The sequence below is a fragment of the Desulfovibrio sp. genome, assembly GCF_047607245.1.
Classification (GTDB): Bacteria; Desulfobacterota; Desulfovibrionia; order Desulfovibrionales; family Desulfovibrionaceae; genus Desulfovibrio.
Genome location: NZ_JASGDK010000040.1, coordinates 1 through 15300, shown reverse-complemented (window position 1 = coordinate 15300; position 15300 = coordinate 1). Strand labels below are relative to the sequence as shown.

Sequence of the window (15300 nt, the reverse complement as noted above, 5' to 3'; positions counted from 1 at the left end):
TATCAAAAGCGGGTGGTTTTGGGTTTTTGCTCTGTTTATTTTTACTGGCGCGATAGCCAAACAGCCCCTTTTACTCCGGTTAGGTACACTGGCAATGCAGGCGTACGCTTCCTTCATAAAAAGGGCTGTTCTATCTTTACAGGACAATGTCCATTTTTAATGGAAATACCCTGATGCAAAAACAGCGTCGGTCTTTCTATTTACGCTGTTTTCGGCCTTGAATTTAGCTTTTTGCAGCGCTGTCAGTAGCGGCACTGAGGGCAGCCTGAAGGCGGCCTTCGTCTTCGTGCGACAGTGAAGACTGAATGACTTCCCCGCCAGAACCACGCAATTCTGCCAGTACCTTGTCGGTAATTTCAGAATCCACCAGCACAAACAGTGCGGAAGATCCGGGTTTCAGTTTTTCTCCAAGCTGTTTCATGAAGTTGTCATTGATGCCCACATCGCTCAGCGCGCCGCCCACAGCGCCCGCGCCTGCGCCTACCACAAGGCCCAGCAAGGGATTCAGAAAGATGAGGCCGATAAGCGTTCCCCAAAATCCGCCACTCAGAGCACCCGTTGCCGTAAGGTTATAAAGCTGATGCAGCTTGACCTTGCCGTCTTGTTTGCGGGTAACCACCACTGCGTCTTCAAGATCCACAAGATAGGATTTCTGCATCTTCAAAAACTTGATGCGTTCTTCGCTGGCCTGGGTTTCGCTGGGGTAGGCTACAACAATAAGTGTACGCATGAATGCTCCTTGGTGTAGATGGCGCCGCCCGAAAGGCACTATGGAACTGGCGGCGTTTTATAGCTAACGAATTTAATTACTATTGTAGGGTATTCGCTTTTCGAAATCAATCATACTGACGGCGTTCTGAATCCGGTAAAATACCTCGCCTCGTAAAGAGTTAGAGCTTGTTTACAGGCAGTTTGACGTACTGGGTGTCATCGACCGCCGTGCCAAAGCCGCCGGTGCGCATGTTGGCCTGTATGGAGGGCAACAGCAGGGCGGGCACAGCCTTGCCAGTGTCGTCGGCCTTGCGCCGGGAGACGAAGGCATTTTTATCAATGCCGATGTGCAGCCGGTCATTTTTGAATTTCTGCTCGTTGACGGTAGCCATGCACTGGGGGCCGCGCGTGCCTGCCGGCGGATAGTCGTGCCCCACATATATACGGTAATGGTCGGGCAGTGCAAAAAGCTTGCGCGAAGAATCGTAAGAATCTTCGGCGCTGCCGCCGGGGAAGTCGCAGCGGCCAGAACCGACGTCGGGCAAAAAGATGGTGTCACCCACAAATGCGGTTTCTTCGATAATGTACGTCGTGTCAGCCGGGGTATGCCCGGGGGTGTGTATGATTCTGGCCTTGAGATCGCCAATGGTGAATTCTTCGTCATTGTCAAAAAGGTAGTCAAAGTCCGAACCATCCGCAGGGGTGTCGTCAGCTGTCTGGAAAATGGGAACCCAAGTGGCGATGATGCCCAGAATGTGCTTGCTGATGGCGATCTTGCCACCCAGCTTTCCCTTGAGATACCGGGCGGCTGTAACATGGTCGGCGTGGATGTGGGTTTCAAGAATCCACTCCACCTGCAGTTGTTTCTGCTTCACAAAGTTGATGACCGCATCGGCGGAAACTGTGCTGGTGCGGCTTGAGGGCATGTCGTAGTCCAGAACGCTGTCGATAACGGCGCAGCGTTTCTGGCTGTCAGTATCGGACCAGACCACATAGGTCCAGGTAGCAGTAACGGGATCAAAAAATCCGCGCACATTGGGTGCAGCCATAAGTAATCTCCTTGAACCCCGGCTATGCTTCACCGGGACGGAAACGTTTGAATAATCTTGCAGGCATCGGCCTTATGCCGGGCTGAATCGGGCCGGAAAGAAGCCATGTGGCCGCCTACTGGCAGCTTGCACCTGGGCTCTTGCCAGCGCCTTTGCTTGCTCCCTTGGTGGCGTCGATGGAGCAGCCCTTGCCAAGAGCGCAGGTGGCTCCCTTCTGGTTCCAGGGCGCGCGCATGAGCAGAAGAGCCATGCCGCACCAGTTGGTGATGCCTGAAAAAACTTGGCCCACACCGACAAACAGCGCCCCAAGGAAGAACGCCGGATGGACGAGAAGCCCCAGCAAGGTGAAGAACAGCGTGAGTGCGCCAGCCACAAAGCGTACCTGACGGTCCAGCGAAGGCGAAGATGCGGCTGTTTTGGGCTGGCCTTCGCCCACCGTGGCAAAACCTTCTTCCTGGCAGGCAATGATGCCGCCCTCAATAACGCGCACATCGGTGAAGCCCGATTCGGCAAATTTGGCGGCGGCGGTTTTGGCGCGTGCTCCGCTACGGCACAAGACAAGAATGGGGGTGTCTTCAAGGGCTCCACTGCGCAGGGCGGTATCACGGGGGTCAAGTTCCGTCACTGGGGCAAGAGCTGTGGGAGCGGCAAGGCGCTTTTCAGAATATTCCATTGGAGTGCGCACATCCACAATGAGGGCCTGTTTCAGGTCCACACCGTGTAATTCTCTGGCGCTGATGCTTTGTACGGAAGACATATCATCTCCTTTGACAGAAGTTTGCCGGGATGTATGTGGCGTGAATTGCGGCGGGACAAAGCCCGGTGCAATGCGGGCATGGGTGAAGGAATTATCCTTTCTTAAATATAGTGATATAGTTTAGGCAGGAATGCAACAACGGCACGGGCTCTACATTTGAGAAGCGTCCCGTGCCGTTGTGTGAAAGACTGCAGAATCGATGATAGCAACATGGTTGAAGCCAGGCATGTCTGATGATTGACCGTTTAAATAGATAGTGTTGCTGTCTTCACGGCAGCCGTTGCCCGAAGGCTGTACGTGGGGCCAGTGATGTATGGAACATGCGGAGCCGTTACCCGTGCTGTCTTCAGGCGTAATTTCCTGCGTCACAACGCTTGAAGCTTCTGTAGTAATGCTGTGCTGCCCCGTACGACGGTTTTATCAACGGTTCAGGAAATCCGGCGGGCGCGTTAGCCGTTGCAGTGCCAGCGTCTTACGGATAACCACAGCGATTCTTTGGGTTGGATTTTCGCGTAGCTCATTGCCGTCTTTATCCGTAGCTTCCTGCGTCACAACGGCTGAAGCAACGGCTGAAGCTGCGCCTCCGCCTACACGGCGGGCGTCTGCTCACACATCCGCATGAGCATTTCAAAGTAAAAGTGCTCTAGAATACCAGACCCGAAAGGTTCAAGCTTTCAAAATAACTTTGTTCCAGATCATAGGAGCAAGCAATGGCTGTGGATGCCGGACCGCCTGATCACAGGGCTGCATTTTGCTTGCGCTCACGCAGGGCCAGGCGCAGCCTGTCGGCCAGCATGCAGCAGCCGCACAGACCTACGGAAATGGCAGTGGCCGTAAATACGCCTCTGTAGCCAAAGCCCGCATCGACCACCATGCCGCCAATAAGGGGGGCCAGCATGCCGCTGGCGTCAAATGTTGCCATCATGACGTTGGAATTGATGGAGCGCGTGTCCGGGGTGGAGCGGTCATACACAGCGGCGGCCAGCAGGGGATAGAGCAGCCCGAGGCCAAGGCCATACAGACACGTAAGGGGCACAAAGGCCCACAGGGGCCCCCAGGCCAGCCCGAGCATGCAGAATGTCAGCACCAGACTGCAAAGAAGGGTTACCCGGTATCTGGGCAGGGTATCCAGCCTGTTGCTGCCAGCAAGGCGTACCAGAATGATGGTCAGGGTATAGATGGAAAAAAACCATGCAGGGTGCGCGCCAGTGACAGAACACAAACCCTTGATGAAAAAAATGGCCAGTATGGTCATGATGCTGAAGGTCAGGCAGGCCATATAAACAAAGAACAGACCGGAGTGGCTGACGGATTGCCACAGGGCGCGGCGTGACAGGCCTCCTCCGTCCTCGGAGGCCATTTCCGGCGTTCTCAGCCGGGGAGCCAAAGGAATGAGCATGAGCAGAGAAGGCAGGCCCAACAGGGCCGAGATGGCGAAAAGCCCGGCTTCACCGCCCAGCAGGGGCAGTATGGGCTCTGCGGCAGCCGGAATGATGGAATAGGGCAGCAGCATGGTCAGGGAAAAGATGGCAAAGCCGCGTGCACTTTGCCCCTTGGGGATGCAACTCACCAGTACCGCTACGGTGCAGCTTGAAAAAACAGCCAGGGCAATGCCCTGCACAATGCGCAACACCCAGATCAGGCCGATAACGTGCGGGCCTCCCACATAGGTATACGCCAGCATGACGCAACTTGAAATGACAATGGAGATCGCCATTGCCAGCAGTTTTCCGCGTCGCAGCAAATAGACGCTGGCCAAGGGGCGAAACAGCAGAACCATAGCAAACATTGAAGACAGCAACACGCCACGCCAGTTGGGGCTGATGGTCATTGTCTCCAGCCACTGCTCAAAGCAGTAGAAAACTGCGATAAAGCTGTTGCAGAACATTGTCATGCAAAACAGCAAAATAAAATCACGACTGAGAAGTGTTTGCGGCGGCTCTGATGATGCAGGGCGGCCTACGGGTGCAACAGGTGAAGCGGCAACGGACGGCATGGGGCCTCAACAACGTTATGCCGCAGCCGTTGCAACCACATGCTGCCAACGGCTGCTTCGGGTGAAGCTGCGGCTAATGATACTCGCCCTTGAGGAACTTGTCGGCACAGGCTGCTACAGCGGCCTCGTTGACCATAAGCATATCCATCTGGCGAGTCATGATAAGCAGACGCCCCAGTTGATCGAGCCGGGTACACAACTCGGACTTGGGATATTTCTGGTAGCGTGCGCGTATCCTATCACCCGTGAGTTCAACGGTAAAGCCGAGTTCTTTGAGTATAAGGCCAATACAGCGTACCCGGCGCACCCGTTGCTCATCGCTGGCGGCCCCGCCTGCAAATTCAAACCGTATGTAGTTTTTGCTCAGCGAGTCGCCGCACCACGTATCCAGGATGGCATAGTGATACCCGACGCGGGATGAAAAGTTGAGGTAACGGTCTGAAATAATGGCATAGCTGCGTTGGCCGAAGCGTGAGCTGCCCTCCTGATTGCCGCCAATGACGCTCTGGCCCATAACTGACAGAAAACCGCGCATATTCACCGGGCGCGGCCCTCGCGCCTGCACGGCGGGGTTGAGCATGCCGTCAAGAACATGCCGAAAGGGCACGCTGGTGACGTCATCGGGGTGAACCCGGCGGGACTCCGGATTACGCAGCCCGCCGCCAAGGTCGATGATATGAAGATCCAGCGGAATGGAGCTCACAAGCTCGCTGGCCACGCCTGCGCTGTTGTCCGTGACGCTGTCGGATATTTTGAACATTTCCGAATAGCTCATTTCGTGGGCGTAGCGCATGACGTCATGCAGGGACGTGCAGTGTTCCGGGGTAAAGGTGTCGGCTCTGGGGTCCACCAGATGCAAGGGCAGAATATAGGGGGCCACACGCCGCAGCAGCATAAGGGCGGGGCTGTCTGTTCTGGCCTGGGGGCGGGTCAGCCGCAAGGCCAGCAGTTCCGGCACTTCGCCGTCAAAAATTCTGCCCAGCAGGGCGTCTACCGTGACAATCTGCCCGGGAGCAAGCACTCCGGTGACGCCGGGTATGTTCATAAGCGTGGGCACGCCAAACTCGCGGCATATGGAGGCCATATGCCCGGTGAGGCTGCCCGTCTGGGCAATAATAGCCGAAGCGCGTCGCATGGCCGACATAGCACTGGGTGAGGAATGGTCCATAAGCATGACCGCGCCTTCGGGAAAGTGGGTGATGTCTTCGCCGTCGCCCACAAATACTATTGGCCCGCAACCCACGCCCCTGGCTGCCACGTCTGCGCCGGAGAGCAGGGGGCGCAGATGCCCCAGAATGGGCGCGGTTTTTTCTTCAGCCATGCTGTCCAGCCCCATTGGCCGCGTTTGCAGCAAGACGATCTGGTCATCCTCGTCCACAGCCCATTCCATATCCTGCGGATATTGGTAGTGGCGTTCCAGTTCCATTACCATATTAGCAAGCTGGCGTACCTGCTCGTCACTGAGGCACGGCACGTCCTGCAAGTCTTCCGGTACGGGCGTCAGTTCGCTGTCCACTCCTGCTTGGGTTCGCACCAGCCGCAGGCGTACAGCTTTGTGGGCAATGGCTGTCTTGGTAATTTTGCCTGTGGCGCGCGATACAAGCCATTGGTCGGGCGTGCCGGAGCCGTCCACAACCATTTCGCCCAGCCCCCACAAGCCGTTGATGACGATACTGTTGGAGCGCAGATCTACCGGATGGCGTGAAAAAGCCACGCCTGCGGCGCGGGAGCGCACCATCTCCACACAACACAGACCCATGCCTGTGGCGTCAAGGGCGTAGCCGTGCCCGGCGCGGTAAGCCAGCGCGCGCGGAGAAAAAAGACTGGCCACCACGGTTTTGAAGGCGGCTATCAGGCCGTTACGGGTAACGCCGAGCAGACTGCGGTATTGCCCGGCAAAGGACTGCACGCCGTCTTCGGCAATGGCGCTGGAGCGCAGGGCAACTACCACTTGAGGGTCGTTACCATAGGCCAGGTCCCATGCCTTGAGCAGGGCTTTTTCAACCTCGACAGGCACCTGGGCGTCGCAGATGAGCTGTTCCACCTGACGGGAGACAGTATTGATGCTCTCTGTTTTTTCCGGATCTATGGAGCGCAGCAGGGAATACATGCTTTTGAAAAGCCCAGGCGTGCGTAAAAGAAAGATGCTTCCGGCCTTGATTGTGATGGCGAAACCGCGCGGTACGGGCATGTCCAGCATATTGCGCAGTTCGCCCAGGTTGGCGTTTTTGCCGCCCACGCTGTAGGCCATGCTTGCGTCCACCTCTCTGAGGTCAAGAGTAAGCGTGGGCACGTCGCCGCTGGCGCGTTGGTCCAGTTCTTTTTCAATGCGTTTGGCTATGCTTTGCACAGCGGTATTCAAGCCCTGATGACGCTGGTTGGAAATATCGTTGAGCGTCGCCGCCATGCGCTCACAGCGGAAAATGGCCCTGCGGGCTTCTTTGCGGACCTGGCTGGTTTCCATATGGCGCTCGCCCTGCTGGGTGGCGTTAAGGTTTGCCAGAATGCTCGCCAGATCCGCATTGGCCTGCAAAAGTTCTTTGAATGAAGCATAACGCTTGTGAAAAGCGGTCATGGCCTGTTCGCGTGAGATGCGCGGCTTACGGCCAAAAAGTTTTTTGAGCTTGCTGACCACAATAACACCCCTGGTATGCTGTTTTACGCGTTTTATCAGCCCTTGTAGAAAGTTCTGCCGGGCACGACCACATAGCGCTGGGCCGGACCCCGGCCCTCCTTGCGGACAAGCCCCATCTGCACAAAGAGTTGCAAGTCATACTGCGCCGTGCGCATCGAAATGTCTTTGCCCAGCATCTGCTGGTATTCCTGGCGGCTAATACTGCCCATAGCCTCAAGCCTGGGCCACATCGCGGCCTGCCGGTGGTTGAGGCGAACGGCGTCTGCGTTCACTGTGCTACTGCCGCCATTGCCATTGGCCGTGAAGGCGGCGGCCTCTGAAACTGCCCCGGTGAATGCCTCAGACACCCGGTTTCCCCCAAATTCCTGGCTGGGTTCCGGCCCGGATTCCTGATCGGAGCCGGGGGCGTAAAGCGGCACCTGCCGCGATGGATTGTCAGATGCGGTGATGCCTGAGGCCGATGCACCAGCATCCGGCATGGACGAGGTTTCCTGCCCGGAAGGGGAGCCTGCGGGAAAAATGCTGGCAGCCAGATTTTCCCCGGAAGAAGGTGATCGTTGGGCAAATTCTTCGTTTTCTGGCCGCGCGCCGTTCTTTTTTTCAGTGCGGCTGTTGGTTGCCGCCGCGTCTGCTTTGGAATCCTGCGTGTCGGCGCTGCCTTTGCCTGTTGCTTTTTCTTGTCCTTCCTGTGCTTGTGGCGCGGGTTTATTGTCATGCGCCTGCTGTTTTGACATATCATCGCCAGCCCCATTGGAAGCCACGGGGCCCAGCTGAATGTTTTCAGCATAAAGGATGTTTTCTTCGCAAAAAGTCAGCGCGCGGGTAAGCGTATTTTTCAGTTCGCGCACATTTCCCGGCCATGCATAGGCCATAAGTTTGGCGAGAGCCCCCCGGCTGATCTGGGGCATCTGCATTGTACTGGACGCTTTGAAGCCCTTGGCTGCTCTTGAAAGCGCTCCCTGCGCAGAATCTTGACCTTCCACATCCGTTTCGGCGTCTGTGCCCACTTCTTCAGCCTTGGCTCTGGCTTTTACGGCTTCAGTCAGAAAATATACCGTAAGGGAAGGTATGTCGGTTTTTCTTTCTCGCAGGGGGGGTGTGTGGATGGTAATCACCGCAAGGCGGTAATAAAGATCTTCACGAAAGGAACCCTCGCGGGCGTCTTCAAGCAGGGATGCGTTGGTGGCGGCCACGATGCGTGTATCAAAGGGGACTTCCTGATCACTGCCCAAAGGTCTGATGCGCCGTGTGGATAGGGCGCGCAGCAGCGCCTGCTGCACCTTGGGCGCTGCGTTGCCCACTTCGTCCAGCATCAGGGTGCCGCCTTCGGCAGCAAGAAACGCGCCTTTTCGGGCTTGCCGGGCTTCGGTGAAAGCTCCTTTCACATGGCCGAACAGGGTGTCCATAAGAAGATTTTCATCAAGGGCACCGCAGTTGATGGTTATGAAAGGGCCGGAACTGCGGGCGCTCAGGCGGTGTATGGCCTCGGAGACCAGCTCTTTGCCTGTGCCTGTTTCGCCAATTATGAGTACGTCTGCCAAAACCTGAGAGGCCTTGCGCACCTGGTCGCAGAGGGTCTGCATGGCTGAAGACGTGCCCACCAATCCGCTGGCAGGCAGATCTTCGGGATGGGGCAGGTCTGGCACTGGTTCACGCTGCCACTGGGCGTCCTGAAGGGCTTCGTGGCTGCGGCGCTGTATTTTTGCCTGCCGTAGACGGCCCAGCAGGGTGTTGATGTCATGCTTTACCCCTTCCAATTCCCTGGGCAGGGGCGGCAGGTCAAGGTCGTCGGAGCCTCCGGTGATGTTGCGCTTGTGCAGTGAGCGCCCCAGCATATTGAGCGATTTGCCCATCTGGTGCGCCAGCCACCACAAGCTCAAGGCCAAAAGAATCATACCCCCCAGAAAACTGACAGTGTATATGCCCATAACCTGCATGCCGGTGCGGGTGGTGGTGAAGCTGGTGTCCAGCACGGCCAGGCCTCCAAGAACCACTGGTTCGCCGCCCGCGCCCGGTTTGAAGCTCACGGGCACGTAGCTCACCCTTTCGACCCGCATTTGCCCGTTGCTCCATACCGTGCTGCTTTCAGTCATAGGCAGCTGGTTGGCTTGCCCTGCCTGCACATCGGCAACCATGCTCCAGTAGTTGATGTGCTCCGGGCTGGGGCGGAAGGCCATGCTGAATCCCGGGCGGCCATAATCCCCCCAAAATCCCGCCCGCACAGCATCATTGCCAAGGCTTTTGCCAACCAGGGCCGCATCGGGCGTTTCTGACTGAAAAAGCATCCAGCCTTCCCTGTCGAAAAACAGGCTGCGCACGCGGGTATCAGCGCCAGATGCGGCAATGGGAGCGTCGGGAGACGAGTAGCGCGACACAATGTCCCGCAGATCCTTCATGTCCAGGGATAAAAGAAGGTAGCCAGTAAAATTGCCTTCCCTGTCATGCACAGCCGTAAAAAAACGCAATACATGAAGAGACAGGCTTTGCAGGGACTTGTTAAACGGCACCATCGAGTACACGGCTTCCATAGGCTGTCCCACATTGACATAGCCCGGCCTCTGTTCGCCGCCAAGATTGTGGAAAGGGCTTGAAGGACTGTCCAGGGCAACATGCATGGGCACATTGATGATCTGCCCGTCATGACTGAGCAAAAGGTAGCGGTTTTCAGGGGCCAGACCCACGTACGCCACTTCACGGTAGTGCAGCCCGTTGGCCTTGGCGCGAAACTCCATTCTGTGCGTCATGTCTCGCGGGTCCATAGACCCGGCGGCTAAAATAAGCAGTTGGTTGCGTGTTTCCGCCAGGGCCTGCTCAAGAGCCAGCCTCATTCCCTGAGCCTGAAGTTGCGCGTTGCGCGCTATTGCGCGATTGACGATGTGCTCGATGCTGCTGCCAGTGGCAACAAAGATAAGAAGCAGCACGACGGTCAGCAGGGGGATCCCCAGCATGAGCATGCGGCTCACAAGGCTTCTGTTCATAAAAAACGAGGTAATGTCCAAGGTGCTCCCACCGGGAAGCGTTCTGTAGAAGCGCATTTGAGACCCCCTCTACGGTTGCGCAAAAAAGCGCAATCTTTGAGCTGACTATAGGGGCATTGCGAAAATCTGGCAAGATATTTCGCGCAAACTTGAAGAAAAAACGGCAAAATACGGCAAATATCATGCAATGGCACGGTGATTGCTATCTTTTTCACATTCACTGCGTGACAGTCGGTGTGGGCCCGGTGTGGGAACCGCCGAAGAGAGTCCAGATAGGGAACTCAAACAGAGTGGAGGAGTTTATGAAAAAGATGCGCAAGCTCATGACCTGGCTGGCAGGCTGCGCGCTCATGCTCGCTGCCATGCCCGGGCTGGCCCTGGCAGCTGGCGGCAAGGCTGCGTCGGTGGTCATTGTGGCCGACACGCGCAAGCTGGACGGCATCCTGTACTGGTGGGCTGAAATGTACAACGAGAGCCATCTGTTTTTCGCCATCCTGACCATGCTCATCATCCCCATAGTGGGTTGTATTCTGGGCTGGTTGGCTGACATCGTCATGACGCACATCGGCATTGACCTCAAGAACCGCGAACTGGCCGAAAAATAAGGGGGCACAGTATGGAATGGCTGTATATTTTGATGCCCATTTCCGGCGTTAATATTTTTTGGCCGGGATTGATCATTCTTGGATTCGGCGTGGGTATTATCGGCGGCTTCTTTGGTCTGGGCGGTGCATGGATGGTGACCCCCGGCCTGAATATTCTGGGCTTTCCTATGGCATTCGCCATCGGCACTGACGTGGCGCAGATGGCCGGTAAATCACTTATTTCTACCATGCGGCACGGCAAGTTCGGCAACGTTGACTACATGCTGGGCATCACCATGCTCGTCGGTACGGTCATCGGCGTTGAAATTGGCGCGCAGATGGTCATGTGGCTTGAGCGCATCGGTTCCGTGGACAAGGTCGTACGCTGGCTCTACGTCGTACTGCTCATGTCTATCGCCTGGCTCGTCTTTCACGATGCTGCAGTGCGCCGCCGCAAGGAACGCGAAGCCAAGGCCCAGCACAAGGAACTTGACGCCAGCGCCGTTGGAATTGACTGGGCTTCACGCCTTCAAGCCATAAGGATTCCCCCTGTTATTCACTACAAGCACGCCAATATCACCTGCTCGGCATGGCTGCCCATCACCGTTAGTCTCTTCACGGGTTGGCTGGCCGGTATCCTCGGCATCGGCGGCGGTCTCATCCGTATGCCCGCTCTGGTCTATCTTGTGGGCTGCCCCACCCATCTGGCAGTGGGCACGGACCTCTTTGAAGTCGCCATCTCCGGCCTGTACGGTACAGCGTCCTACGCATACAAGGGTCGCGTGGAACTCCTGGCCGCGCTCATCATGCTCGCTGGCGCCGCTGTTGGCGCGCAGATAGGCGTGGTAGCCACCAAGTACGTCAAGGGTTACGGCATCCGCTTTGTTTTCGGTCTGGCCGTTCTTGGTTGTCTTATGTCGGTTATTCTCAAGCTGCTTGAAGCCGAATTTCCGTCCTGGGGCTGGTTGCTTGGCCCGATGGCTACGGTTGAAGTACTTGGCTTCGTTAGCGCCATATCCATCTACATCGCGGTGAGGATGGTCCAGGGTGCCAAGGCGGAATTGGCCGCCAAGAAGATGCGTGCAGCGAACAGCTAGGAGGAACACAGTCATGAAGATTCGTAGTTTGCTGCTTACTCTGGTACTTGGACTCGCCACCCTTCTCACTGCCTGCAACTTTGAAGGCGGAGTGGAGCAGGGCCGTTGCGTAGCCTATAATCCTGAGGCCAAAACCCTGACCATCGTGGTCGACGTCACCCACGATCCGTTCAACCCCCATTACAGTGGCGGCACACATATATACAAGCTCCCTACCATGCCTGGCGAAATGGGCCCCGCGCCTGAAGTAGGCGGCCGCCTCATGATCGACTTGGCAAAAAATACTGTGCTCATATACGACCTTGATGCCAAGTCCATACGTGAAATCCCCGTGCAATTCGTGGACGTGGAAAAGAACATCCGGCCCAAGCATCCCAAGGTTGCTGGCAAGACATTCCCCATCATTGATAAGGAACAGCAGACCGTTACGGTGTACTCCGGCCGCCTGAGTTCCCTGATAACCTTCAAGGTGCCTGCCAGTGATATTGATCTGCCTCCTTATGCCTGGACGGCTGGCAATGAAATGCGCGTTGCCTTCCGCAATAGCGACAAGGACCAGGCAATACGTATCATGAACGTGAGCAAGACAAATATATTCAGCAAGTAAGGTTTATATGGCATCAATCCGGGGCGGGTAAAGCCCGCCCCGGCGAAAGCCTTCGGAGAGCAGCATGAACAGCTACAAGCAACACCTCTATATCAGTTGCATTCGCATAACAGCCAACATGCTCATGGTGGCAGCAGTTTTTGTGGCCATGTACCAGTCGGCGCGCAGCAGTAATTCTGCCGAACTGGTTTTCTGCGCCTGGTTTTTCGGCATTACCATTTCCGTATGGGCCGCAGCCTTCTGGTTGACGCGGCAGGTCCGGCAGCGTTTTCCTGCTGAAGGGCAAAGTATGGTTCAATTGCCGCGCGAAGGTTTGAGCCTTGTCAGCTGGCGTGTGCTTGAATCTTCCCCCAGCTCTTTGATGGCCCAACGCTCATGATTGCCTCCCACTTTGTCAGAGGATGTGATTCACCTATGCAGACAGTTCTTGATGACGACACCTGGGACGCTTGTCAGGACATCCGCCAGCGTCAGCGTAAACTTGGTATGGTTTGCGCGGTGCTGCTGGCTGTGGCCTTGCTGTGTCTGGTTGACGGGCTGCAAGGGCTTATGCGCTCAGGGGCCACGGTTCTTGAGCTCCTGCCTGAAAAGTCTGCGGCTCTGTCTGGGCCGCTGACCATAAAAAATCCAGTAACAAAAGACATTGAAGTGAGTTTTACGCCTTCAAACGCGCCTTTGTCTTTTACTCTGGAAGGTTTTTTTGCTGGTTACTGGTTTGGCAACGGCATGTGGCGCGGCATTGTTGCCGCCCAAAGTGAAGCCGAGCCCGGTGAATACCATATGCGTGTTGCTTTCAGGGGCGCTGCGGCCAGTACATTTCAAAACTATACCGTGATTGTGCGTGCCGATGCCGTTGACATGCGTACGCATTCCACTTCTTTTGCCCATCGCCTTACGGGATTTAACCCCTTTGCTTTGGCCGTCGGTTTTGTGGGGCTGGCATTGCTGGTGGGCGTGGGAGTTTACCGTCAGGGCAGCATGATCATACGCACGCTGGTGCGCCTTGGGTGTGGCGAAATAGTCCGCGTTCAGCAGGAAAAGGACGGGCTGCGCCTCTGGTGCCTTCTTTACGGTTCGCGTCCTCCTTATGAGGGCACGGTGTGCGCTGTCATGACAACCGAAGGCAGTGTTCTGGCCCATGCCCGCGCGGGCACGGCAGCTAAGGGATCGCTGCAACTGTTCATACCCGATCACGACCGGGCTCAAAAAGAGCCTGCTTACACTCAGGACGAAATTTCTTTCGCCGTGCGGCCCGGCTGCCTTGTCTGCCTGCGACCTCCGTGTTCGCAGTCTCCTCCGGCCCCCGCAAGCTGAGCCAACCGGCGTTGAGCGGCATGCACATACGCGCCTTTGTGCATGCCGCATTTAAAGTACGCATTTAAAATATTCATCTAGAGCGGGTTAACTTTGGGAATATGTATTCGCATAGTTTAAAAAACTCGCGTTACGGCGTTACCCACGCAAATAAAGGGCAATGCTGTCTTAGCGGCAGTTGTTGCCCGAAGGGCGTACGGATGGCGACAGTGATTGCATGGAACATGCGGAGTCGTTACACACGCTGTCGTCAAACCTGATTTCCTGCGTCGCAACGCTTGAGGCTTCCGTAGCGGTGCTGCCCTGCCCCGTAAGACGGTTCCGTCAGCGGTTCAGGCAAGCCCTGCGGGCGCGTTAGCCACTGCAGCGTCAGCGGCTTACGGATAGCGACAGCGATTTTTGGGTAAGATTTTTGCGTAACCCATTGCCGTCTTTATCCGTAGTTTCTTGTGGCACAACGGCTAAAGCAACGGCTGAAGCTGCTTTACGCCTCCACGGAGGGCGCCTGCTCACGCAGCCGCCTGAACATTTCAAAGTTGAAATGCTCTATTGTCCGCCTTTGGCTGGTCGCTCCCCTGGGAGTGCCGCCAGGGCGGATTTTCAGGTTTTACGAGTTGTTACAGTTTACACGAATGCCAGAAATATCCGGTAACCTGCCTTCTTCTGCTCTTGCCGCCCGTGCGGCCATGCGTTAATATTCGCAGGTTATTTGCCCTTTGCGGGCGCAAAACCAAGGTGGATTTCATGCTACAACAGTGTCCTTGCGGCAGTGGGCGTACTTTGGCCCAATGCTGTGGCCCCTATATGGATGGCGCGGTCTGGCCCGATAATGCCGAAACTCTTATGCGTTCACGATATTCAGCCTATGTGCTGGGCCGTTATCAGTGGCTTGTGGACAGTACCCATCCGGACTACCGTGATGACATCTCGGTGGAGAAGCTGACCGAGCAGGCCAGCGATGTTCAATGGCTGCGTCTGGATGTGGGGCGGACAGAAAACAGCGTGCCCGCCGGACAGAACGGCGAGCTTTTTGATGTGGTGGAGTTTCACGCCTATTATGAAATGGAAGGCACTCCACGGCAGTTGGGCGAGCGCAGCTTTTTCGCCCGTAATGAAGACAAGATTTACTATGTGGACGGTGTGGCCTTGCGGCCAGAAGCCTACCGCAGGCCAGAAGCCAAGGTGGGGCGTAACGATCCCTGTCCTTGCGGCAGCGGCAAGAAGCACAAAAAATGCTGCGGAGCCGGAAACGCTTGAGCCCGCGAAGCACAGAAACGGCGGCGCGAGGAACAGGCAAAAGCGGCCCGCTGACCGCCATTCGCCAGTTTTGTCTTGAATGCCAGGGAGCATCGGGCAAAGCTGTGCGCGCTTGCGCCGACACACATTGCCCGCTGTGGGACTGGCGTCTCGCTTCCTTGCCTGACGAGTCTTGTCCTGTACCTGAGGGCGAGGCCGGGCGTCAGGCTTTGCGCACCATACGCAGGCAGTGCATGCTCTGCGCAGGTGACAGGGGCGAGGTGCGGGCCTGCGGAGCGCGCGAGGTCTGCGTGCTGTGGCGCTATCGTTTCGGTG

The 15300-nt window shown here is 56.5% G+C and carries 13 protein-coding genes; 7 read left to right on the top strand and 6 right to left on the bottom strand.

Features of this window, described 5'->3' with window-relative positions; genetic code table 11:
* Positions 1-223 precede the first annotated feature (223 nt).
* The 6 genes from QM579_RS03015 to QM579_RS02990 all read right to left on the bottom strand — a co-directional run bounded on the left by QM579_RS03015 (position 224) and on the right by QM579_RS02990 (position 10126).
* A complete protein-coding gene (locus QM579_RS03015; protein WP_414997741.1) occupies positions 224-730 on the bottom strand; it encodes a DUF1269 domain-containing protein in 507 nt (168 codons plus the stop codon).
* 160 nt (positions 731-890) lie between these two features.
* Positions 891-1760 carry an MBL fold metallo-hydrolase gene (locus QM579_RS03010; RefSeq protein WP_414997740.1) on the bottom strand — a complete coding sequence of 290 codons (870 nt, stop codon included), beginning with the start codon at positions 1758-1760 and terminating at the stop codon, positions 891-893.
* 115 nt (positions 1761-1875) lie between these two features.
* Entirely contained in the window at positions 1876-2517 is a 642-nt protein-coding gene (locus QM579_RS03005; protein ID WP_414997739.1) for a rhodanese-like domain-containing protein, read from the bottom strand.
* A 736-nt stretch (positions 2518-3253) separates the two neighbouring features.
* Positions 3254-4513 carry an MFS transporter gene (locus QM579_RS03000; protein WP_414997738.1) on the bottom strand — a complete coding sequence of 420 codons (1260 nt, stop codon included), beginning with the start codon at positions 4511-4513 and terminating at the stop codon, positions 3254-3256.
* A gap of 73 nt (positions 4514-4586) precedes the next feature.
* A complete protein-coding gene (locus QM579_RS02995) occupies positions 4587-7148 on the bottom strand; it encodes a PEP/pyruvate-binding domain-containing protein (RefSeq protein WP_414997737.1) in 2562 nt (853 codons plus the stop codon).
* 35 nt (positions 7149-7183) lie between these two features.
* Entirely contained in the window at positions 7184-10126 is a 2943-nt protein-coding gene (locus tag QM579_RS02990; RefSeq protein ID WP_414997736.1) for a sigma 54-interacting transcriptional regulator, read from the bottom strand.
* A gap of 302 nt (positions 10127-10428) precedes the next feature.
* Between QM579_RS02990 and QM579_RS02985 the strand changes: the two genes are divergently transcribed.
* The 7 genes from QM579_RS02985 to QM579_RS02955 all read left to right on the top strand — a co-directional run.
* Entirely contained in the window at positions 10429-10731 is a 303-nt protein-coding gene (locus tag QM579_RS02985) for a DVU0150 family protein (RefSeq protein WP_414997735.1), read from the top strand.
* An 11-nt stretch (positions 10732-10742) separates the two neighbouring features.
* On the top strand, positions 10743-11807 hold the full coding sequence (locus tag QM579_RS02980; protein ID WP_414997734.1) for a sulfite exporter TauE/SafE family protein: 1065 nt from the start codon (positions 10743-10745) through the stop codon (positions 11805-11807).
* Between the two features lie 13 nt (positions 11808-11820).
* Complete coding sequence (locus QM579_RS02975; RefSeq protein ID WP_414997733.1) at positions 11821-12414, top strand: DUF4881 domain-containing protein; 594 nt, start codon at positions 11821-11823, stop codon at positions 12412-12414.
* Positions 12415-12478: 64 nt separating this feature from the next.
* The gene (locus QM579_RS02970; RefSeq protein ID WP_414997732.1) at positions 12479-12793 is read left to right on the top strand and encodes a hypothetical protein; all 315 of its coding nucleotides are present in this window, start codon (positions 12479-12481) and stop codon (positions 12791-12793) included.
* A 35-nt stretch (positions 12794-12828) separates the two neighbouring features.
* The gene (locus QM579_RS02965; RefSeq protein WP_414997731.1) at positions 12829-13728 is read left to right on the top strand and encodes a hypothetical protein; all 900 of its coding nucleotides are present in this window, start codon (positions 12829-12831) and stop codon (positions 13726-13728) included.
* 744 nt (positions 13729-14472) lie between these two features.
* The gene (locus QM579_RS02960; protein ID WP_414997730.1) at positions 14473-14985 is read left to right on the top strand and encodes a YchJ family protein; all 513 of its coding nucleotides are present in this window, start codon (positions 14473-14475) and stop codon (positions 14983-14985) included.
* Positions 14982-15300, top strand: a 319-nt coding sequence (locus QM579_RS02955; protein ID WP_414997729.1) for a hypothetical protein, incomplete at its 3' end; no start/stop codon positions are given. The genes QM579_RS02960 and QM579_RS02955, both read left to right, overlap by 4 nt.